The organism is Streptomyces sp. NPDC087787 (assembly GCF_044743035.1).
Classification (GTDB): Bacteria; Actinomycetota; Actinomycetes; order Streptomycetales; family Streptomycetaceae; genus Streptomyces.
Genome location: NZ_JBIUVQ010000003.1, coordinates 118,156 through 139,318 on the forward strand (window position 1 = coordinate 118,156; position 21,163 = coordinate 139,318).

The window sequence follows — 21,163 nt, forward strand, 5'->3', positions numbered from 1 at the left end:
GGTGATCCACATCGGCCAGGGTGCGGTCCGCGGCGGACGGGCGCCTACGGCCCGTCGGTCGCGCGCTGCCCGCGCAGGACGGCGACCTGGCGGTACAGCTCCGCGGCCTCCTGGCCGCGGCCGAGTTGTTCCAGGCAGTGGGCCTCGTCGGTGCGGCTGGCGAGGGTGTCGGGGTGGCCGGCGCCCAGGACGCGCTCGCGGGCCCCGGCCACCGCGCGGTACTCGGTGAGCGCGTCGGCCCAGCGGCCGAGCCAGCCGAGGCTCACGGCGACCTCGCGGCGGCTGACGAGGGTGTCGGGGTGGTCGGCGCCGAGCACGCGGCCGCGGATCGCGCACACGTCGCGGGACTCCGCGAGGGCCTCCTCCCAGCGGCCGAGCCTGCCGAGGTTGACCCCGAGACCGTGGCGCGCGCGCAGGGTCTCGGGGTGCGCGGGTCCGTGCACCCGGGTGCGGTCGTCGATCAGGGCCCGGTACAGCTCCAGCGCCTCCGCGCTGCGCCCGAGCCGGCCCAGGCTGATGCCGACCTCGTAGCGGGCGGCCAGGGTGTCGGGGTGGTCGGCGCCGAGCGCACGGGCGCGTGCCCCGGCGACCTCGTGGTAGGTGTCCAGAGCCTCCGCCCACCTCCCCAACTGCCCTAGGGCATAGGCGACTTCGAACATGGTGACCAGAGTGTCGGGGTGCTGCGGCCCGAGCACCCGGGCGCGGGCGGCGGCGACCTGGCAGGCCATGCGGTACGAGTCGTCCGGGCGGCCGAGCCGGCTGAGGCTGAAGGCGAGGTTGTGCCGGCAGCGCAGGGTGTCGGGATGGTCCGGGCCCATGGTGCGCTCGCGCGCGGTGAGCACCGCCGCGTACACCTGGTGCGCGTCGAAGTGGCGGCCCAGGCGGCCCAGTACGTACGCCATCTCCTGGCGCACGGCGAGCGTGTCCGGGTGGTCGGCGCCGAGCGCCCCGATGCGCGCCTCGGCCACCCGCTTGTACTCCCGCAGCGCCTCGGCCGGCCGACCGGTACGGCTGAGGCCGAAGGCGAATTCGTAGCGGCTGGCGAGGGTGTCGGGGTGGTCGGGGCCGAGGAGGCGGGCCCGCTCGTCGGCGATGGCGCGGTGTGCCTCGCACGCCTCTTCCCAGCGCCCGAGCCGTCCGAGGCTCAGGGTCGCCCGGTGCCGGTCGCTCAGCGCCCTGACGGCCTCCGGCGCGGGGACGGGCAGTCCGCCGGGCGTCCGCCCGGTCTCCGCCGGGCCGTCCGTGGCCGTGCGCGGGGTCCACTCGCCGGTCAGGCCGGCCGCGTCGGCCGGGGGTGCGGTGCGCGGCGCGGCGCCGGCCGCCTTGTGACCGGTGGTCATGCCGCGTGTCCACGATGGCAGTCGGGCGTCACGACCGGCCGGTTCGGACGGGCGCGGGCGTGGGAGCGGGGTGACCACGGTGGGCGCGTACCGAGGCGCCGCCGTGCGGCCGGCGATGATGCGGCGGCTCAACGCGTGGGCGTCGTCCGGCCGTTGCTCGGGCAGTTTGGCGAGCAGGTCGAGGATGATCCGCTCCAGGTACTCGGGGAGTTCGGCACGTTGGCGGCGCGGCGGCTCGGGCGGGGTGTCGCGGTGCCCGACGAGGATCGCCCAGGCGTCGTCGAAGTCGAACGGCGGTGTCCCGGTGGCGAGTTCGTACAGCACACAGCCCAGCGAGTACAGGTCGCTGCGCTGGTCGACCTCGGTTCCGCCGATCTGTTCGGGCGACATGTAGTGCGGGGTGCCCATGGCGACGCCGGTGCCGGTCAGGCGGGCGGTGAAGCCGATGTCGTGGCCGAGCCGGGCGATGCCGAAGTCGCAGATCTTCACCGTCCCGTCGGTCAGCCGCATGATGTTCGCCGGTTTCAGATCCCGGTGCACGATGCCCTGTTGGTGGGTGTAGGCGAGAGCCGCGGTGACCTGTTCGGCGATCTCGACGATGTCGGGCACGGCCAGCGGCCGGTGGTCGTTGTCCTCCAGCAACTGTCCGAGGTTGCGGCCGTCGAGCATCTCCATCACCAGGTAGAGCACGCCGTCGGACTCGCCGAAGTCGTGGACGACGGTCACCCCGCGGTGCTGGAGCGCGGCGGCCACCCGGGCCTCGCGCCGGAACCGCTCGCGCAGCACCCGGGTGAAGGACGGGTCGCGCTGGGGGCCGAGCGGCTTGAGGCACTTCACCGCGACATGGCGGCCCAGCGACTCGTCCCGCGCCCGCCAGACCTCGCCCATGCCGCCCCGGCCGATGGTGTCGAGCAGCCGGTAACGGCCCTGGATCAGCATGGTGTCCGACATCTCGCGCCGCCCCCGTCGCCGTGTACCCCGCCTCTCCGGGCCGTGCCCGGCGTCCGGGCCGCCCCCTGGCCCCGTCCCGGCACCGGCCTGATCCGCGGGAGGACCCTCGTCCAGTATGGCGAGCGACCGCCCGGCTTTGTACGGTGCGGAACGGACCGGGCGCGCGGGACTCCGGGGCTGCGCGCCACCCCAGGGGCGAGGGCGAACTGCACGTCCCACCGTGCGAAATGACCCCGTACGAGGCGCCGGACGTCTGCGGCACCACCCGCCGGGCCCGGGTCCCGGCCCGCCCACCAGCGCTGATGCAAGTGCCCAGGGAAGGGACGAAAATGGGCAATGTACCTGATTCCCAAGCGAAAGGGAGCCAGTAATGCGACGTCGACTCACACGCGCACTGGCCACCGGCCTCGCTGCGGGCGTCATGGCGGGTGGCGCCGCCGTGGCCTCCGTGGGCACCGCATCGGCAGCGCCCGCCAAGAGCACCACCTCGTACGGGACAGCGCACCACAACTGTCACAAGGTCAAGGGGCACTACTTCACGACCCGCCACGGCAAGAGGGTCTGGGTCTCGGAGCACATGGTCTGTACCACCAGGATGCGCTGAGGCCCGGCCTCGCCATCGGCAAAGGAGGGCCCTTCTCGTCCAGGGGCGGGAGGGGCCTGGGCGCGTCGACGACGGGCGCGAAGGGTGCCCGTGCTCGCGGTGTGCCCGTGCGGGGCAGCGGCGCGACGATGGAGGTGCCGGAGTCGGAAGGGCTCGACGGACGGCCCGCTGCCGTCCTGGAGCCTGTCGCCTGCCCGTGGCGCGGCCGGGCGGGTGGGTCGCGATGATGGGTTTGCGCGGGCCGGGCGCCGGTCACCCGTGATCCGGAGAGGAGGCGCCGTCGCCATGTCATGTCCCACCCCGTCCCCTCCGGCGTCGAGCGGCACCGGCCACCGTGACGGGCGTTCACGGCGGCCGGGTTGAGCAAGCGGAAGTCCCCCGACCGCCCGACGACGCACCTGGGGTGGGCCGCTGAGCTCTACCGGCGCGGCAAGCGGCTGGAGCTCATGCACCGGGCGATGGGGTTCGCCACGCTCTCCCTGGTCACCCTGGCCCCGCTGCTGATCGTGGTCGCCGCGCTCGATCCGCTGCACCACGGCGGGTTCGCGTTGTGGCTGGTGGACGGCATGGACCTGTCCGGCCGGTCCGCCGACGTGCTCTCGGAGGTCTTCAGCCCGGCGCGCAAGGTGGCCGGGACCACCAGCGCGTGGGGCCTGGTGCTGCTCGCGGTGTTCGGCGTGTCCTTCGCGTCGAGCGTGCAGAACGCCTACGAGCGGGTGTGGCGACTGCCCGCCGGGCCCTGGCACCGGATCTGGCGGCAGGCCGTCTGGCTGGTCGCGCTCATGGTGTACCTGTACATGCAGGTGCTCACCCGGACGGTGTTCAACGGGACCTACCGCATGCTGCTGAGCGTGGGCGTCGGCGTGCTGTTCTTCTGGTGGGGCCCGCACTTCCTGCTCGGCAGCCAGGTGCGCTGGCGGCTCCTCTTCCCCGGCGCCGTCGCCACCATGGTCGGCCTGGTGGGCCTGCGCGCCTTCTCGTTCCTGGTGTTCACCCCGCTGATCGTGACCAACGCGGTCAGCTACGGCGCCATCGGCACCATCCTGGTGGTGGAGTCCTGGCTGGTCGGCGCGGGGTTCGTCGTCTACGGCGGCGCGCTGTTCGGCCATCTGTTCTGCGACCGCATGGGGCATCTGCTGGAACACCACGAGGGCCCCGTCGAGTGAGTCCGGGCCGGCCTCCGGGCCGGCGAAGGAGTCCCGGCCTCCGGGGATGGCCTGTCCCTGCGGGGCGGGGTCGCCGCGGGGCGGCCGGGCGGCCGCCCCGCCGGTCTCACCTGCTCCGCAGCGTCTCGAGCGTCGCGTCGAGCCGGGCCGCGCGCGGCCGGTTGTGGGGGAGCTTCCCGAGCAGGACGGCCATGCCGCAGGTGTCGGTGAGGGCGGAGAAGACCAGCCCGCCCGCCACGCCCGCCGGCAGGATCAGCAGGGCCGGGTGGACGAGCAGTCCGAGCGCCAGCCCGAGCAGCACCAACGATCCGGCCGTGAAACGCACTTGACGTTCCATGCTCCAGCCGGCCGGGGTGTCGCAGGCCGTCGGCCGGTGCAGCTCGTGACCCGCCGCTGCCCAGGCTCCCGTGCCGCCGGTGAGGGTGGCGGCGGCGACGCCCTGCCGGGCCAGGTAGACGCAGGCCTTGGCCGAGCGGGCGCCAGAGGCGCAGACGACGAGGACCTCGCGGCGCTCCGCCGCGTGCCGTATCTCGGGCAGGGCCTGCCCGACACGGTCCAGTGGGACGTTGAGCGCGCCGGGGAGGTGTCCGGAGGCGTACTCGCCGGGTGTGCGCACATCGATGACGGTCAGCTCGTCGAGCCGTGAGCGCGCCTGCTCGACGGCCAGGGGGACGGGGATGGAGGGAACGGTCACGGCGGAACGGGTCCTTTCCGGTCGGTGGAGTGGTCGACGTCGTCCCGAGGACGGACGTACAGTACCCCCAGGGGTATTTCGCAAGGAGTGATCGTGGAACTGGAGCTCGAGGGCACGGACCTCAAGGCCGTGCTGAACCGGTTGCGCCGGGCGCAGGGCCAGATCTCCGGGGTGATCCGGATGATCGAGGAGGGCCGCGACTGCGAGGAGGTCGTGACTCAGCTCGCCGCCGCCTCCCGCGCCCTTGACCGCGCCGGTTTCGCCATCATCGCCACCGGCCTGCAGAAGTGCGTGGCCGACATCGAAGCGGGGCGGACGAACGGCCAGGACCCCGCGCAGATGCGGGCCCGCATGGAGAAGCTGTTCCTGTCGCTGGCGTGAGAGCGGGCCGTCCCGGGCCCGGCCGGCCGGCGCGCATCAGGCCACCGCGTCGACGAGCATGAACGCCGCCACCGCCAGCAGGGCCGCGGCGAAGATCCGTTGCAACACCGCCCCGGACACCTTGGCGGCCAGCCGCCTGCCGTCCCAGGCGGCGAGGACCGCCGCACCGGCGAACGGCGCGATCACCGCCCAGTCCAGCCCGTCGACCGTCCCGGCGCGCAGCGCCAGCGCGGCCAGTGAGTTGACGGTGATGACCAGCAGGCTGGTACCCACGGCCTCGCGCATGCGCAGGGAGAGCGCGCCGACCAGGGCGGGGACGGCGAGGAAGCCACCGCCGACGCCGAGCACTCCGGTGACCGCGCCGAGTCCGGCGCCGGCGGCCGCGGCTCGCCCGCGCCGTACCGGACGGTCCTCCTGCGGCGCCGGACGCGGGCGCAGCATCCGGGCCGCGGCGACCGCCGCGACCAGCGCGAAGGCGGCGGCCAGCACGGCGTCCGGCAGCCGTCCGGCGACCGCGCCGCCCAGCATGGCCGGGCCGATGCCCGCGGCGGCGAACGACAGGCCGGTGCGCCACCGCACCTGGCCGTCGCGGGCGTGCGCGACCAGTGCCGTGGCCGAGGTGACGGTGACGACGACCAGGCTCGCGGTGGTGGCCGCGGCCGGGGTGAAGCCGAGCAGGTAGATCAGCGCGGGGACGGCCAGGACGCTGCCGCCGCCCCCGAGCGCGCCCAGTGCCAGGCCGACGACGGCCCCGGCGGCCAGGGCGAGGAGCAGAGCACTCACGCGATCGCGCCGTCCTCGCGCGGGCCGCCGGATCCGCCGCCGGTCCGGGCACGGCCCGTGCGTGTGGCGGCCTCCAGGGCGGTGATCCGGGCGGGAGCGGGGCGGACCGGACTCATCGGCACTGTTCCTCCCGTGCGGTCCGTACGGTGAGTCCGGCCTTCTCCGCGGACTCGAACCCGTCGTCCACCGCGACCACGTCGCGGCCCGCCGCGTCGAGCAGGGAGGCGGCCACGGCGGCCCGCATGCCGCCCGCGCAGTGCACCCAGACCTGGCCGCCGGGGACCTCGCCGGTCCGCCGGTGCAGCTCGTGGAGCGGGATGTGCACCGAGCCCTCGACGAAGCCCCCGGCGCGTTCGGAGTCGCGCCGCACGTCCAGTACGACGACGCCCTCCCCCGGGTGCCGCTCGGCGAGGTCCGCGAAGGTGGCCCGCGGGAAGGAGGCGGGCTCCTCGCCGGGGCGGAGCCAGGCGGACGGCCCGCCGGTGGCCGCGGCGGCCGGGCGGTCGATGCCGACCCTGGCCAGCTCCCGCTGCGCGTCGGCCAGTTGTGCGGCCGTCCCGGCGAGCAGCGTCACCGGCCGGCCCCAGGGCACCAGCCAGGCCAGGTAGGTGGCGAGCTTGCCCTCGGCCTCGAAGTTGAACGACCCGGCGACGTGCCCTTCGGCGAAGGCCACCCGGTTGCGCAGGTCGACGACCCACTCCCCGGCGGCCAGCCGGGCGGCTATCTCCTCGGGGTCGGCGACGGCGGGCGGGGTCAGGTCGACCGGCTCGGGGCCGGCGGCGTTGGCCGGTCCCATGTGCGTGTAGTAGGCGGGTATGTCGTCCAGGCCCGCGAGCAGGTCCGCCACGAAGGCGTCGACGTCGCGGGTGAGCGCGTCGTTGACCACGCGTTCCCGGCCGATGGTCGTGCTGTCGCCCTCCGTCTGCCCGGAGGAGCAAAAGCTGCCGAAGCCGTGGGTGGGCAGCACCGCGGTGGCGTCGGGCAGTGCGTCGGCCAGCCGGTGGGCGGAGGCGTGCTGGGCGCGGGCCAGGCCCTCGGTCAGCCGCGCTTCGACCAGGTCGGGGCGGCCGACGGTGCCGATCAGCAGGGAGCCGCCGGTGAACACGGCGAGGGCGGTGCCGGCCTCGCGCAGGACGTACGAGGTGTGGTGCGGGGTGTGTCCCGGGGTGGCCAGGGCGTGCAGGGTCAGCCGGGCGTCCTCGTCGACGGTCACCGTGTCGCCGTCGCGGACGGGGGTGCGCGCGAAGCTGACGCGGGCACCTTCCGGGACGAGGTAGTCGGCTCCGGTGAGCCGGGCGAGTTCCAGGCCGCCGGAGACGTAGTCGTTGTGGACGTGGGTCTCCACGACGTACGCGACGCGCACCCCGCGCCGGGCCGCCGCCGCCAGCACCCGGTCGACGTCTCTGGGCGGGTCGACCGCCACCGCCGTGCGCCCGCCTCCGGCCAGGTAGCTGCGATTGCCGAGTCCTGCCAGCTCGATGGTGTCGACGAAGAACACAGGGCGCTCCCTTCCTTGCGAAGAATTACCCCCGGGGGTATCTCGTACCGACAGTAGCACGAGTACCCCCGGGGGTATTTCCACGCCTCTTCGCGGTGGGGAGGAAGGGTCCGGGAGGGGGCCGGCGCCCTCACGGGTCTCCAGCCCGGTGAGGCCGCGCCGCACCAGGTCGAGGGGCCTTCCATGGCGGCGAGGCTCGGGCAGGACACGCAGCGCGCCGCCCGCGCCGGCACCGCGCGGTCACGCCCCCTGCGGTACGACGGCCACCGGGCAGTGCGCGTGGTGCAGGAGGGTGTGGGCCGTCCGGCCGAGCTGGAGACCGAAGTGGCCCTCCCTGCGCCGTACCCCGACGATCACCAGGTCGGCGGCGGCCGACCGGTCCACGAGCACCCGGTGCGCCGGACCTTCGACCGTCGCGGGACGCACCCGTACCGCCGGGTGTTCGGCCTCCGGTTCGCGCAGCAGCTCCTCGAGGACGGCGGCGGCATGCTCCTCGTGCCGCTGGGCCGGCTCGTCGGCGAGCTGCGGGTTGCCGACGCCCTCGTGCACGGGACGCCGCCAGGCGCGTACGACGTCGAGGACGCAGCCGCGCACCTCGGCCTCCCGGAACGCGAACCGCGCGGCCTCGTGCCCGGTGTCGGCCTCGCCGGCGGCGAGCAGGATCCGCTCGTGGGTGCCGGCCAGGCCCGCCGGGTCGCCGCGGACCACGACCACCGGGCAGTGCGCCCGGGCCGCCACGGCAAGGCCCACCGAACCCAGCAGCAGTCCCTTGAGCTGTCCACGCCCGCGAGAGCCGGTGATCAGCGCGGAGGCGTTGGCGGCCTCGGCGAGCAGGGCGGTGACCGCGTCCTGCGGAAGGACCTCCGTGGACACCTTCACCTCCGGGTCGCACCGCTGGGCTCGCTCCGCGGCGGAGGCGACGACGTGCTCCGCCATCACCTGCTCCGATGGACGTTCCACGGTCCCCGACGGCATCGCGCCCTCGTACCGCTCCCACAGGGACGCGTACACCAGGCGCAGCGGCAGCCCGAACCGGGCGGCCTCGGCCACCGCCCAGTCCACCGCTGTCAGGCTCGGGTCCGACCCGTCGACACCCACCACCAGGGGCAGTTCCATCGACCCCACCGCCTTCCACTGGGGCTGCCGCCCTCCTGCGGCAGCGTCTGCCACCTTCACCGTCGCATCCGGCACGGCTCGGCGCGAGAGCGGTTCGGTCCCTCAGCGGGCCGTTCGGCCCCCTGCCGTCAGGTCTCGGGGCCGGTCCCCGTCCCCGTGGCGCGGGGCGAGGGCCGCTCGTGGGCCAGATCGGGTTCCAGGAGGGGGCGGCGGCGTGGTCCCGTGAGGTCGTCGCACCGCACGTCCACCACACCCCCGACGGTGCGCGCCAGGCGGACGACGAGCGGGATCAGGGAGGCGTCCGGGAGCCGGCCGGTCAGAGTGACCACGCCCTCGCGCACCGCCACTTCCACCGAGTCCGCCAGAAAACCGGCGGCGACGATCTGACGGCGCACGTCCGCGGCGATGTCCTCGTCGCCGCGGAGGAACACCTTGAGCAGGTCGGAGCGGCTGACGATGCCGACGAGCACGCCGTCGTCGCCGACGACCGGGAGGCGCTTGACGCCGTGCCGGGCCATGAGCCGGGCGGCCTGGCCCAGGGTGGCGGCGGGGTGGACGGTGACGGCCGGGGTGTTCATCAGCTCCTGGGCGGTCACGGCCCGGGCCTTGGCCGAGCCCGGCCCTGCCACGGGCCGATGCAGCCCACCGGCCAGGTCCGGGTCCTCCTCACGCAGCTCCTCCTTGCGCAGCAGATCGGCCTCGGAGACGACGCCGAGCACCCGGCCCCGGCCGTCCAGCACGGGCATCGCGCTGACGCCCCACTCCTCCATGGTCCGCACGATCTCCTTGAACATCGCTCCACCGGCCAGGGCGACGACGGTCGGGGTCATGACGTCGCCGACGGTGTACTGGGAACCCTGCATGGCGTCCTCCGGCGGGCTCGAAGAAGAGGGGGCCGGCAAGGGGGCGGGTCGAGGACCGCTCGAGGGTCAGACGACGGAGTCCAGGCCGTACATGCTGCGTCCGCCGACGAGTTCACGGCCCGTGACCAGTTCCGGTTCGACACGGACGAACACCACCCGAGGCGAGGGCACCCAGGACCGCGGACCGTCGTGGAGCAGGCGCCGGTGCTCGGCCGGGTCGGCCACCACCGAGGCGGGGCCGGTGACGACGACGCTCCAGCCGGAGTGCGCGACCGCGTCCACCTCGTCGGCCTCGAAGGCGACCACCGCGCCGTCGATCGCGCGGACCAGTTCGGATGTGGCCGAGGTGCACAGCAGCACCGCGCCGTCGCCGTCCAGGGCGAAGTTGACCGGGAGTACCGCGGGCAGGGCGTGCCGCGTATGGACGATACGGCCCACCGGCACCTTGGCCAGCAGCCGGAGGCACTCCTGCCGGCCGAGCTCACGGAACCCGTCGTTGCGATACATCAGTCATCCGTCTTTTCCGCCTGGCGGAGCGCGTGCGGCCGTTCCGCACCGCGTCTCCTGGGTGTCTCCCGCGCCTCTCCCGCACGTCCGCGTCTCTCCCGCGCGCATGCTCCCGTCGTCCGGCCCATCGCATCGCCCGGCCCATCGCATCGCCCGGCCCGTCGCGTCGTCCGGCCCGTCAGGCCGCGGGCACCGGGACGACCTCGCGCCGCGGACCGCCGAGCACGACCTTCAGGGCCCCCGTCTCGGCGGCGTGGGCGAAGACGTCGTACGCCTCCTCCATGCGCTCCATCGGGAACGTGTGCGTGACGAGCTGGGAGGTGGGCAGCCGGCCGGCCGCCGCCATCCGCAGCAGGGTCGGCGTGGAGCGGGTGTCGACCAGGCCCGTGGTGATGGTGACGTTCCTGCTCCACAGGTCTTCCAGGTGCAGGGTGGCGGGCTTGCCGTGCACTCCGACGTTGGCCACGTGTCCTCCGGGCCGCACCATGCGCGTGCACAGCTCGAAGGTCTCCGGTACGCCCACCGCCTCGACGACCACGTCCGCGCCGAGGCCGCCGGTGAGGTCCTCGACCAGTTGCTCGGGGGCCTCGCGCGCGTCGGCGACGGCCTCGGCGCCGAGCTTGCGGGCGGCCTCCAGACGGGCGGCGGCCAGGTCCACCACGATGATCCGCTCGGGTGCGAACAGCCGGGCGGTGGCGATCGCCGCGAGTCCGACGGGCCCGGCGCCGACCACGACCACGGTGTCCCCGGGGCGTACCCGCCCGTTGAGCACTCCGACCTCGTAGGCGGTGGGAAAGACGTCGGCCAGCAGCACGGCGTCCACGTCGGTCACCGCGGCGGGCAGCGGATGCACGGAGAGGTCCGCGAAGGGCACCCGGACGAACTCCGCCTGGGTGCCGTCGACCAGGTGGCCGAGGATCCAGCCCCCGCCGCCGCGGCACTGGCTGTACATGGCCTCGCGGCAGAAGCGGCACCGGCCGCATGCGGTGACGCAGGAGACGAGGACGCGGTCGCCGGGCCGTACGGTGCCCACCTCGGCGCCGACCTCGACGATCTCGCCGACGGCCTCGTGCCCCAGCACTGTGCCGGGGCGGACCTCGGGCACATCGCCCTTGAGGATGTGCAGGTCGGTCCCGCAGATGGTCACGGCGTCGACGCGGACCACGGCGTCGGTGGCCTCGTCGAGGTCCGGGTCGGGGACCTCGTCCCAGGCGGACTGCCCGGGGCCGTGGAAGACGTAGCCTTTCATGCCGAACCTCACCCTCTTCGCTCCGGGACCGGTGGCCTTCGCGGACGGACGGCCGATCGTACGGCCTTCACGGTCGGACCGTCCTCCCGGTCGGCCGGCCTTCTTGATCGGTCGGCCGGGAGCCGGCGGTCCGCGGCCTGCGGGCGCGAGCCGCGCTCGGCGCGGCACATGGACCGGGACCGCCCACGTCTTCAGCTTCTCCGACGACCGGGGGTTCCGCATGGGCCGGTCGGCCCCATCGGCCGCCCGCGGGGGCGCGTACCCGCGGTGCAGGGGCGCCCACGGGCTCCTCGGCCGCCGCAGAGGGGACCGAACGGCCCTTCCGCGCACCCGGCCGGACCGGCTTGGCTGGCCGTATGTCCGAACGTCCCACCGGGCCCGCCGACAGCCATGCGGAACGCACCGTCGGCACCACGACCGTCGTGACACTGAACGGCGACGTCGACCTGGTCACGAGGCTGTCCCTCGCCGCGCGCCTCGACACGCTGACCGACGGGCCCCGGCCGGATCTGGTGCTCGACCTGCGGCCGGTGCCCTTCATAGACTGCGCCGGGCTCGGTCTGCTGTGCCGGGTCCGCAACCGTGTCACCGCACGCGGCGGCCGGCTGCGGCTGGTCAGCGGCAGTTCGTCCTTCCGGCGGATCCTGCGGCACACCGGCCTGACCGGTGTCTTCCAGGTGCTGCCGGAGTTCGGGGAGCCTCCGAGCGCCGGGCCGGTCCCCCGGCAGGGGGTGGTCGCCGCGGGACCGGGATGACACACGCGCCGAGAACATCGTGGTCGCCGGTACGGCGGCGGGGCGCGCTGGGCCAGGAGCTCGCCGGGCGGCGCGCCGACCGGCGGCCGGTGCGGGCCGTGCCGCTCACGGCCGCCCCAAAGACCGCGCCGACGGGTGACGCGAGCTACCGGGCACCGGCGAAGGTCCGCTGGACCGGCCCCCACGGCACCACCCGCACCGGGCACGCCCTGGTGGGCACGGACCTGCCCGCCGGGGCGGCGGCCGCCGTCCGGCAGGACGGCCGGGGCCTCCCGGCCGCCGAGCCGCCCGGCCCGGCGGAGGCGACCGCGCAGGCCGCCCTGTTCGGCACCGCGGCCGCGCTCGCCTTCGGCGGGCCGGCCTACGGGACGACGGCTCCGGTCCGCCGGCGGCTGGATGGGCGCCGCCGCGACCTGTGGGGCGCGTGGGACCTCGTCGGTCCGCGCCGGGGCCGGACGGCGAGCTGACCCGCCAGGACGGCGCGGCCCGCCCCGGAGGCGGGCGCACGCCGGAAGCGTTCGAATGGATTCGAGGCGGTTTGCCGCCGCGCCGCCGGGACCACGTACGAGGAGGTGGCGGCGCATGCGCTACAAGAACCGCGCGGACGCCGGACGGCGCCTGGCCCGGTGCCTGGAGTACCTGCGGGACGAGGACGTGGTGGTGCTCGGAGTGCCCCGGGGCGGCCTCCCGGTGGCCTTCGAGGTGGCCCGGCACCTGGGCGCCCCGCTCGACCTGGCCGTGGTGCGCAAGCTGCGCGTGCCCTGGCAGCCGGACCTCGGATTCGGCGCCCTCGGTGAGCACGGCGTACGCGTCATCGACCGGGCCGTCCTGAGCGAGAGCGGCCTCGATCCCGCCGGGCGGGAAACCGTCGAACGTGCCGAGCGCGCCGAACTGGAGCGCCGGCTGCGGCACCTGCGCGACGACTGCCCACCGCTGCCCGTGGCCGGGCGGACCGCGCTCGTCGTGGACGACTCGCTGTCGACCGGCGCCACCGCGGAGGCCGCCTGCCGGGTGGCCCGGACCCGCGGCGCCGGGCAGGTGGTACTCGCGGTCCCGGTCGGACCGGAGGCGGCGCTGCCGCATCTGCGCACGGTGGCCGACCGGGTCGTCTGTCTCCAGCCGCTGCGCCACCTCGGTTCGGCCGGCGCCTGGTACACGGACTTCGGGCGCGTCACCGACGCCGAGGTCGCCACGCTGCTCGCCGAGACCCGGCAGGCCACCACGATCGCCACGACCGCCACGACCGCCGCCGGACCGATCCCCGAGCCTGCCTCGGCAGCACCCTCGCCGGACCAGGAGGTGGAGGTGCCGGCGGGTCCGGTGCGCCTGGCCGCGCGGCTCGCCCTGCCGCACACGCCGCCGGTGGCGGTGGCCTACGCCCTCGGCGGCGGCAGCGGCCGGCACCGCCCGCCGCACCAGCGCGTCGCCGCCGTCCTGCGCCGGGCGGGCCTGGGCACGCTGCTGATCGACCTGCTCACCGAGGACGAGGAACGCACCCCGCACAACGCCTTCGACATCGTGCTGCTGGCCCGGCGCCTGCGGGCCGTGACCGACTGGCTGCGCCGCGAGACCGGCCTGCCCGTCAGTCACTGCGGGGCGGGTACGGGCGCCGGCGCGGCGGTGGAGGCCGCGGCGGGCGACGACATCCGTGCCGTGGTGTGCCTCGGCGGCCGCCCCGACCTGGCCCAGCCCTCGGCGCTGGCCCGGGTGCGCGCCCCCTGCCTGTTCGTCGTCGGCGCCCAGGACACACGGCTCCTCGGCCTCAACCGGCTCGCGGCGGACTGGATGTGCTGCGACCACCGCGTGGTCCCCGTCCCCGGCGCCGGCGACCTGTTCACCGCACCGGACACGGTGGAGACGGCGGCGGAGCTGGCCCGGGACTGGTTCACCGCCCATCACGCCCGGCCGGAGGGGGCGGCGAGGCCCCTGACGTCGGCGTGAGCGGCGCCCGTCGTCCGCGCGGCCGCCCGGGTGCGCCCACGCCCGCCGGAAAGTACGGTTTCCTGCTGTGACGGCCGGCAACCGGGCGGCGCTGCCGCGCAAGACCTACGAGAGCGAACTCCTGCGTCTTCAGACGGAGTTGGCCAAGCTCCAGGAGTGGGTGCGGGTCACCGGGGCCCGGCTGGTCGTGGTGTTCGAGGGGCGGGACGCGGCCGGCAAGGGCGGCACCATCAAGCGGGTGACCGAGCACCTCAACCCGCGCATCGCCCGGATCGTGGCACTGCCCGCGCCGACCGAGCGTCAGCGCACCCAGTGGTACTTCCAGCGGTACGTCGAGCAGTTGCCGGCCGCCGGGGAGATCGTGCTGTTCGACCGGTCCTGGTACAACCGGGCCGGGGTCGAGCATGTGATGGGCTTCTGCACCAAGGAGGAGCACCAGCGGTTCCTGCGCCAGTGCCCCATCTTCGAGCGGATGCTGGTGGAGGACGGAGTCCTGCTGCGCAAGTACTGGTTCTCGGTGAGCGACGCCGTCCAGCAGGAGCGTTTCCGGCGCCGTCTGGAGGACCCGCTGCGACGCTGGAAGCTGTCGCCGATGGACCTGGAGTCCATCACGCACTGGGAGGCGTACTCGCGGGCCAAGGACGAGATGATGGTGCACACGGACATCTCCGAGGCGCCGTGGTACGTCGTGGAGAGCGACGACAAGCGCCGCGCCCGGCTGAACATGATCGCCCATCTGCTCGGCACCGTGCCGTACCACGAGGTCTCGCCGACGGTGCTGCGGCTGCCCGAGCGGCCGGCGCCGACCGGCTACGAGCGGCCGCCGCGCGATCTTCAGACCTACGTCCCCGACCGCACGGCGGACCTGTGACCTCACGCCCGTTCGGGAACCACCGCCACCGGGCAGGCCGCGTGGTGCAGGGCGGTGTGGGCGACCCGGCCGAGCTGGAGGCCGAACCGTCCCGACCGGCGCCGGGTTCCGACCACGAGCAGGTCCGCGCCCGGCGAGGCGTCCAGCAGCACCCGGCGGGCGGGTCCCTCCGCGGTGCGCCGGCGCACCTTCACCTCCGGCGGCACGTCCCGCAGCGCCGACTCCAGGGCGTCGGCGGCCCGCTCCTCGTACACCCGCTCGGGCTCCCCGCCGATCAGCGGATGGTCGAGGGCCTCGTGCGCGGGGCACCGCCAGGCCCGTACGGCCTCCAGTTCGGCCGCGCGGCGCAGGGCCTCCTCGGCGGCGAAGCGCACCGCCGCCGCTGACCGGTCCCCGACGCCGACGACGACACGGCCGTGCACCGGGACGCGGGCCTGGTTGTCGTGGCTGCCGCGGATCACGATCACGGGGCAGTCGGCGTGCGCGGCCACCCACAGGCTGACGGAGCCCAGCAGCAGATCGACGACCGGGCTGCGGCCGCGGGCGCCGACGACCAGGGCGGAGGCGTTCCTGCCCTCCCGCACCAGCGCGTATTCGGGCGCCTCGGGCAGCGCGGCCCTGCTGATCGGCAGGCCGGGATGGCGGGCGCGGGCGCGCCGGGCGGCGGCCGCGACCACCTCCTCGGCCTCCGCCTGGCCGTCCGGCTTGCCGAGTTCGCGCGCGAGCGCGGCCCCCTCGTAGCGCTCCCAGAGCGAGCCGTGGACGACCCGTAGCGGCACCGCGCGCAGGGCGGCCTCGTCGGCGGCCCAGTCGGCGGCCCGCAGGCTGGATTCGGAACCGTCGACTCCGACGACCAGCGGCAGATCCATGGTCCTCAGCCTCCCTCTCCGAGGTCGAACACGATGCGGGCCTTGACCTGACCGCGCAGCACCTCGTCGATGGACTCGTTCACGGCGCCGAGCGGCCGGCTCTCCCGGATGACCCGGGTGCGGCCCTGCGCGTGCAGTTGGAAGACCTCGGCGAGGTCCTGCCGGGTGCCGACGATCGAGCCGATCACGGAGGTGCCGCCGAGCACGGTGTCGAAGATCGGCACCCGGACGGTGCCCTGCGCGGGCAGGGCCACCATGACGAGCTTGCCGCCGCGCCGCAACCCGGAGGCGACCGCCTCGAAGGCGGCCTCGTTCACCGCGAGGGCGATGGCCGCGTGGGCGCCACCGTACCGTCCGAGCTCCCGGCCGACGTCCTGGGTGCGGGCGTCGATGAGGATGTCCGCGCCGAGTTCGGCGGCGAGTTCGAGCTTGTCGTCGGTGACGTCGATCGCGGCGACACGGGCGCCGGCGATCCTGGCGTACTGCACGGCCAGGTGGCCGAGGCCGCCGACCCCGGAGATCGCCACGAGCTGGGCCGGACGGACGCCGGCGACCTTGAGTGCCTTGTACGTGGTGACGCCCGCGCAGGTCAGCGGGGCCGCGTCGAGGGGGGAGACGCCGTCGGGCACCGGCTGCGCGAAGTCCGCCCAGGCCGTCATCTTCTCGGCGTAGCCGCCGTCGCAGCCGTATCCGGTGTTGATCTGCCGCTCGCACAGCGTCTCCCAGCCGGACAGGCAGTGCTCGCAGCGACCGCAGGCGTGGCCGAGCCACGGCACGGCCACCCGCTGTCCCACGGCCAGATGGGTGACGCCCTCACCGAGTTTCTCCACGAGGCCCACGCCCTCGTGGCCGGGCACGAACGGCGGGTCCGGCCTGACCGGCCAGTCGCCGTGGGCGGCGTGGATGTCGGTGTGGCACAGCCCGCAGGCCTCGACACGGACGCGCACCCGGCCGGGTCCTGGCTCGGGGTCCGGGCGCTCCTCGATGACCAGGGGTTCGCCGAAGGTCCGTACGACCGCAGCCTTCATGATCCTCACTCCTCGGACGGGGCCTGTGGTGTTCGGTGGGCTGTGCTCGTGGTGCCGGTGCGCGGGTGCTCGTGGTGCCGGTGCGCGTGCGGGCCGGTGCTCGTGCAGGCCGGGGCGGTTGCTCGGGTGACGGTCAGGGGTGCGCGACGACCGCCACAGGGGCGGCGGCGTGGTGCAGGACGGCGTGGGTGACGTGCCCGACGCGGGCGCCCAGGGGGCTGCGGCGCACGCGCCGGCCCACCACGACGAGGGATGCCTCGCGGGAGGCGTCGGCGAGCAGTTCCGCGGCGCTGCCGGGGCGGGAGACCTCGGCGACCTCGACGTCCGGGTACTTCCGCCGCCAGGGGCACAGCGCCTCGGTCAGTGCGGCGGCCTCGGCCACCGCGGGCGAGGTGAGCAGTTCGGCGTCGGCGGGCACGCCGTAGCCGTAGTACAGCGGCGGGTACCAGCCGTGCACGACGCGCAGCGTCGTGCCGCGGCGGGCGGCCGCCTCGAAGGCGAACCGGATCAGGTCCTCGTCCGGGTGCGCGGTGTCGAGGCCCAGGACGACGGGCCGGCAGGCGGCCGCGGCGGAGGGGAGACCCGCCCGGTCCGTCTCGTGCTCGTCGGCGGCCTGTTCCCCGGCCCGTACCAGCACGACGGGCCGCTCGGCGTGCGCCAGGACGGACAGCCCGGCCGAGCCGACCAGGAAGCCGCCGATTCCGCCGAGGGCGCGCGAGCCGAGCACGAGCACTTCGGCGCCGGCCGCCTCCTCGGTGAGCACCTCGGCGGGACGGCCGGACAGGTGCTCGGCACGGACCTCGACACCCGGATGGCGCAACCGGAGCCCCTCGGCGGCCTCGTGGAGCACCAAGGATTCGGGGACCGGCTCCCCCACGTGGACGAGCCGCACCGGCAGCCCGAGCATCCCGGCCTCCCGCGCCGCCCATTCGGCGGCGGCCAGGCTCTCGGGTGAGCCGTCGAGACCGACGGTGACGGTGCGGGGCATGGACTGCCACCTCCTGAGGCGCTGCCGCGACGGAAACTTCGTTCATCCGCCGCTTGATCCGTTGATCCGCTTCCGAGAATCGCCGTCGGCCGGCGCGGCGGCCATGGGCCGCTGGTCCCGCACCAGGGCCGACCGGCCCCCTGACCGGGACGGCCCCCGGCTGGCACGGTCGCCCCGGGCCGGGCAGCGTGGACGTAGGCACAACGACTGCTCAGTGAGGTGGCCATGCAACCCTCCGCACCGCGACGCCGGGTGGTCGTCGGCGTGGACGGTTCGCCGTCCTCGTGCGCAGCACTGCGCTGGGCGGCGGAATACGCGCGGCTCGTCGGCGGTGTCGTGGAGGCGATCCACGCCTGGGACACGCCGTCGGCCGTCGGCTGGACCGGCCCCGCGATCGATCCGGAGTTCGACCTGGAGCAGGCCCGGGAACGCTTCGCGGAGGGTCTGCGGGGTGTCTTCGGCGACGACCGGCCGGCGTATCTGGTCGAGTACCTGGTCGAGGGCGATCCGTCGGAGGTGCTGATCCGCGCCTCGGCGGGGGCGGACGTCCTCGTCGTGGGCAGCCGGGGCCGCGGCGGCTTCGCCCGCGCGATGCTTGGCTCGGTCAGCCAGCGCTGCGCCCAGCACGCTGCCTGCCCGGTGGTCGTGGTACGCCCGGACCACGAGGTACGCCCGGACCACGACCGGCCCGGCTGATCCGTCCCACGTCCGTGCGGCGCGCCCCGGCGCCGGTCACTTCCCGGGTGGAACCCCGGGCACTCCCCTTGACGCCGCCCCGGTCACGCCTTCGACGAAGGGCGCGCGGCTCCCGCAGAGCCCACGGGCGCGTGCCAGACCAGCCTCGTGCCTCCGCCCTCGGGTGTGGTCCACTCAAGGCCGCCGTCCAGCCGGCGGGCCCGTTCGGCCATGTTGGACAGTCCGCTGCGGCGGCCCTCGGGGGGGATCCCCACGCCGTTGTCCGTGACCGTCAGCCGTACGCTGCGGCCGTCGGTCTCCAGTGCCACCTCCGCACGGTCGGCGTGCGCGTGCCGGGCGATGTTCGTCAGCGCCTCGGACAGCACCGCCACCACCTCGTCCGCGGTCTCCCGGGACACATGGGTGTCCAGCAGCCCCTCCATCCGCACCCCGGGTGCGAACCCGAGCACCGGCGCGGCCTTTCCGACCACCTGTACCGCCCGCGTCCGCAGTCCGGCGCCCGCCTCCTCGTCGTGCGCCCGCAGACCGAAGATCGTCGACCTGACGATCTTGATGGTCTCGTCCAGGTCGTCGACCGCGCGCAGCACCCGCTCCTTGGCTCCCGGATGGTCGATGAACCGGCCCGCGCTCTGCAGGGTCATGCCCGTCGCGAACAACCTCTGGATGGCGAGGTCGTGCAGGTCCCGGGCGATCCGGTCGCGGTCCTCCAGCAGCGCGATCTGCTCCGCGTCCCGCCGCCGCCCGGCCAGCTCCATCGCCACGGCTGCCTGCGCCGCGAATCCCTTCAGCAGCTCCAGCTCCTTGCTGGAGAAGTCGTTCCCGCCGGCCTCCCGCACGAGCAGGACGACCCCGCGCACATGATCGCCCGGGCCCCCGACCGGCACCGCCACCGCGGGACCCAGGCCCGCGAATCGTGGCGGGCCCGCCGTCACCCGCGGGTCACGCGAGATGTCCGGGCTGCTCACCGGTACGCCGCCGGTGAACGCCTCCCCGGTCAGCGTGCCCTCGACCGGCAGCACCAGACCCCGGTGCGCCTCCGCCTCCTGGCCGATCGCCAGTTCCACGCTCAGCGTCCCGGTCTCCTTCACCGGCGTCGACATGGCCGCCAGCGCCGCCCCCGTGATCTCCCGCGCGCGCTCGGCTATCAGCCCCAGGACCTCCGCCTGGTCGGCACCCGACATCAGGCTCTGCGTGATCTCCGCCATCGCCCGCAGCCAGCGCTCCCGGAGCCGCGACTCCTCGTACAGCCGCGCGTTGTCGATCGCCACGCCCGCCGCAACCGCCAGCGTGGCCAGCACCGACTCGTCGTCCTCGTCGAACTCCAGACCGCCGCGCTTCTCGGTCAGGTACAAATTGCCGAAGACGTGGTCCCGCACCCGGATCGGAACGCCGAGGAACGTGTTCATCGGCGGATGGTGCTCGGGGAAGCCGTACGACGCCGGATGCTCCGACAGCTTCGTCAGCCGCAGCGGCTCCGGATGCCGGATCAGCTCGCCCAGGATGCCGTGCCCTTCGGGGAACGGTCCGATCCGCGCGATCCGCTCCTCGCTCACCCCGACCGTGTGGAACGCCGACAGCCGCCTGCCGTCCGGTCCGATCACGCCCAGTGCCGCGTACTCGGCGTCCACCAGCGTCGCCGCGGCGTCCACGATGCTGTACAGCACCTGCTCCAGGTCCAGCTCCCGGCCGACCGCGAGCACCGCCTCCAGCAGACTGTGCACCCGGTCCCGGGTGCCCCGCGCCGCGTCAAGGCGTGCCTGCAACTCCCCCAGCAACTCGTCCAGCCGCAACTGCGGCAGCCGCAGACGGGCCTCCCCCGACTCCCCGGAACCACTCACCGGCGACCCTCCAAACCCCCGCGCACCACCGAAAGCCCTCACACCCACCTGCCAGCCACATTAACGGCCCCGGCAGGCCAGGGCACCGGGAGCCCGGCCGGTTCCACTGGTGCCGCGATGACGGCCCGTCCACAATGGTCCTCTGTGCCGCAGGGGAGGACCGGATGACCCGTTTCCTCATGGCCGGGATCGACGCGTCCCGGGAGAGCCTCGTCGCGGGCGAGTGGGCGGCCGAGGAGGCGGGCCGCCGCGGTCTGGAACTACGGCTGGTTCTCGCCGTTCCCGACCCCGCCGACGGCGTCGCCGAACCGGCGTTCGCCCTTTCCTGGCAGCGGTCCGGTGAGGAGGTGCTGGGGCGCGCCGAGGCCGCTCTCGCGGCGAGGCGTCCCGGTGTGGCGATGAGCAGCGTGCAGGTGACCGGCTCGGCCCCGGCCGCCCTGCTCTCCGCCGCCAGGACGGCCGAGCTACTCGTCGTCGGGGCGCGCGGGGACGGCGGATTCGACGGTCTCGCGGTGGGCTCGACGGCGCTGGCGGCGGCGAGCCGCGCGCCCTGTCCCGTGGTGGTCGTGCCCCGGCCGCCCGCCGCCGCGCGGCACGAGGCGGAGGTGGCCGTGGGAGTCGACGCCCGCAGGCCGGCCGAGCCCGCCGTGGAGTTCGCCTTCGACGCGGCTCGGCTCCATACGGACAGGCTGCGTGCCGTGCACGCGTGGGCCCTCACCGGCGCTCCGCCGTGGACCGCGCTCGCGGTGCCCGAGGAGGACCGGGCGGCGTGGGAGGACGAGGAGGTCCAGCGGCTGTCCGACGTGCTCCGGGAGCCGCGGGAGAGGTATCCGGACGTCTCCGTGCTGCCCGACGTCGTCCTGCTCCACCCGGCCCACGCGCTGGTGCACGCCTCGCAGCGGGCGGGCCTGCTCGTCGTCGGGCGGCGTACGAGCCCGCGGGCGGCCGAGCAGCGGCTGGGTCCCGTGGCCCACGCCGTGCTGCACCACTCCCACTGCCCGGTGGCCGTCGTGCCCCACGGCTGA

At 74.8% G+C, this 21,163-nt stretch carries 21 protein-coding genes; 9 read left to right on the top strand and 12 right to left on the bottom strand.

All coding sequences use genetic code 11. The features are described 5' to 3' along the window. Positions 1–44: 44 nt before the first annotated feature. Complete coding sequence (locus ACIOWN_RS06495; RefSeq protein WP_362354448.1) at positions 45–2,291, bottom strand: tetratricopeptide repeat protein; 2,247 nt, start codon at positions 2,289–2,291, stop codon at positions 45–47. Positions 2,292–2,661: 370 nt separating this feature from the next. Between ACIOWN_RS06495 and ACIOWN_RS06500 the strand changes: the two genes are divergently transcribed. Continuing rightward, complete coding sequence (locus ACIOWN_RS06500; RefSeq protein ID WP_100571208.1) at positions 2,662–2,895, top strand: hypothetical protein; 234 nt, start codon at positions 2,662–2,664, stop codon at positions 2,893–2,895. A gap of 359 nt (positions 2,896–3,254) precedes the next feature. Then, complete coding sequence (locus ACIOWN_RS06505; RefSeq protein WP_362354450.1) at positions 3,255–4,061, top strand: ribonuclease BN; 807 nt, start codon at positions 3,255–3,257, stop codon at positions 4,059–4,061. Positions 4,062–4,167: 106 nt separating this feature from the next. On the opposite strand, the gene ACIOWN_RS06510 is transcribed toward ACIOWN_RS06505, so the two are convergent. Further along, positions 4,168–4,755, bottom strand: a complete 588-nt coding sequence (locus tag ACIOWN_RS06510; RefSeq protein ID WP_362354452.1) for a rhodanese-like domain-containing protein — start codon at positions 4,753–4,755, stop codon at positions 4,168–4,170. Positions 4,756–4,848: 93 nt separating this feature from the next. Here ACIOWN_RS06510 and ACIOWN_RS06515 point away from each other — a divergent pair, with 93 nt between their 5' ends. Continuing rightward, complete coding sequence (locus tag ACIOWN_RS06515) at positions 4,849–5,136, top strand: metal-sensitive transcriptional regulator (RefSeq protein ID WP_326801077.1); 288 nt, start codon at positions 4,849–4,851, stop codon at positions 5,134–5,136. Positions 5,137–5,172: 36 nt separating this feature from the next. Here ACIOWN_RS06515 and ACIOWN_RS06520 read toward each other — a convergent pair whose 3' ends face one another. The 6 genes from ACIOWN_RS06520 to ACIOWN_RS06545 form a co-directional block, all read right to left on the bottom strand. Continuing rightward, positions 5,173–5,919: a sulfite exporter TauE/SafE family protein gene (locus ACIOWN_RS06520; protein ID WP_362354454.1), complete on the bottom strand. Its 747-nt coding sequence runs from the start codon at positions 5,917–5,919 to the stop codon at positions 5,173–5,175. Positions 5,920–6,031: 112 nt separating this feature from the next. After that, positions 6,032–7,417: an MBL fold metallo-hydrolase gene (locus ACIOWN_RS06525; protein ID WP_362354456.1), complete on the bottom strand. Its 1,386-nt coding sequence runs from the start codon at positions 7,415–7,417 to the stop codon at positions 6,032–6,034. A 240-nt stretch (positions 7,418–7,657) separates the two neighbouring features. Further along, complete coding sequence (locus tag ACIOWN_RS06530; RefSeq protein ID WP_362354458.1) at positions 7,658–8,533, bottom strand: universal stress protein; 876 nt, start codon at positions 8,531–8,533, stop codon at positions 7,658–7,660. A 128-nt stretch (positions 8,534–8,661) separates the two neighbouring features. Then, positions 8,662–9,396, bottom strand: a complete 735-nt coding sequence (locus ACIOWN_RS06535) for a CBS domain-containing protein (protein WP_401980794.1) — start codon at positions 9,394–9,396, stop codon at positions 8,662–8,664. A gap of 66 nt (positions 9,397–9,462) precedes the next feature. Next, the gene (locus ACIOWN_RS06540) at positions 9,463–9,903 is read right to left on the bottom strand and encodes a pyridoxamine 5'-phosphate oxidase family protein (protein WP_362354462.1); all 441 of its coding nucleotides are present in this window, start codon (positions 9,901–9,903) and stop codon (positions 9,463–9,465) included. A gap of 178 nt (positions 9,904–10,081) precedes the next feature. Then, positions 10,082–11,152, bottom strand: coding sequence for an alcohol dehydrogenase catalytic domain-containing protein (locus tag ACIOWN_RS06545; protein WP_401980796.1), 1,071 nt, complete (start codon positions 11,150–11,152; stop codon positions 10,082–10,084). Positions 11,153–11,508: 356 nt separating this feature from the next. On the opposite strand from ACIOWN_RS06545, the gene ACIOWN_RS06550 reads away from it, so the two are divergent. The 4 genes from ACIOWN_RS06550 to ppk2 all read left to right on the top strand — a co-directional run bounded on the left by ACIOWN_RS06550 (position 11,509) and on the right by ppk2 (position 14,719). After that, on the top strand, positions 11,509–11,907 hold the full coding sequence (locus ACIOWN_RS06550; protein WP_362354466.1) for an STAS domain-containing protein: 399 nt from the start codon (positions 11,509–11,511) through the stop codon (positions 11,905–11,907). After that, complete coding sequence (locus ACIOWN_RS06555; RefSeq protein ID WP_362354468.1) at positions 11,904–12,374, top strand: hypothetical protein; 471 nt, start codon at positions 11,904–11,906, stop codon at positions 12,372–12,374. The genes ACIOWN_RS06550 and ACIOWN_RS06555 overlap by 4 nt, the downstream gene beginning before the upstream one ends. Before the next feature lie 115 nt (positions 12,375–12,489). After that, positions 12,490–13,848: a phosphoribosyltransferase gene (locus ACIOWN_RS06560; RefSeq protein WP_362354470.1), complete on the top strand. Its 1,359-nt coding sequence runs from the start codon at positions 12,490–12,492 to the stop codon at positions 13,846–13,848. Between the two features lie 67 nt (positions 13,849–13,915). Then, positions 13,916–14,719: a polyphosphate kinase 2 gene (gene ppk2 / locus ACIOWN_RS06565; protein ID WP_362354472.1), complete on the top strand. Its 804-nt coding sequence runs from the start codon at positions 13,916–13,918 to the stop codon at positions 14,717–14,719. A gap of 2 nt (positions 14,720–14,721) precedes the next feature. Here the strand turns inward: ppk2 and ACIOWN_RS06570 are convergent, their stop codons facing one another. The 3 genes from ACIOWN_RS06570 to ACIOWN_RS06580 form a co-directional block, all read right to left on the bottom strand. Further along, complete coding sequence (locus ACIOWN_RS06570; RefSeq protein ID WP_401980801.1) at positions 14,722–15,588, bottom strand: universal stress protein; 867 nt, start codon at positions 15,586–15,588, stop codon at positions 14,722–14,724. Between the two features lie 5 nt (positions 15,589–15,593). Then, complete coding sequence (locus ACIOWN_RS06575; RefSeq protein WP_362354476.1) at positions 15,594–16,616, bottom strand: zinc-dependent alcohol dehydrogenase; 1,023 nt, start codon at positions 16,614–16,616, stop codon at positions 15,594–15,596. Between the two features lie 133 nt (positions 16,617–16,749). After that, a complete protein-coding gene (locus ACIOWN_RS06580) occupies positions 16,750–17,604 on the bottom strand; it encodes a universal stress protein (protein WP_401980804.1) in 855 nt (284 codons plus the stop codon). 225 nt (positions 17,605–17,829) lie between these two features. On the opposite strand from ACIOWN_RS06580, the gene ACIOWN_RS06585 reads away from it, so the two are divergent. Next, complete coding sequence (locus ACIOWN_RS06585; protein WP_401980805.1) at positions 17,830–18,300, top strand: universal stress protein; 471 nt, start codon at positions 17,830–17,832, stop codon at positions 18,298–18,300. 83 nt (positions 18,301–18,383) lie between these two features. Here the strand turns inward: ACIOWN_RS06585 and ACIOWN_RS06590 are convergent, their stop codons facing one another. Then, positions 18,384–20,138: a GAF domain-containing protein gene (locus ACIOWN_RS06590; RefSeq protein ID WP_401980807.1), complete on the bottom strand. Its 1,755-nt coding sequence runs from the start codon at positions 20,136–20,138 to the stop codon at positions 18,384–18,386. A 164-nt stretch (positions 20,139–20,302) separates the two neighbouring features. On the opposite strand from ACIOWN_RS06590, the gene ACIOWN_RS06595 reads away from it, so the two are divergent. Then, positions 20,303–21,163 (top strand): universal stress protein, encoded by an 861-nt coding sequence (locus ACIOWN_RS06595; protein ID WP_362354484.1) that lies wholly within the window; start codon positions 20,303–20,305, stop codon positions 21,161–21,163.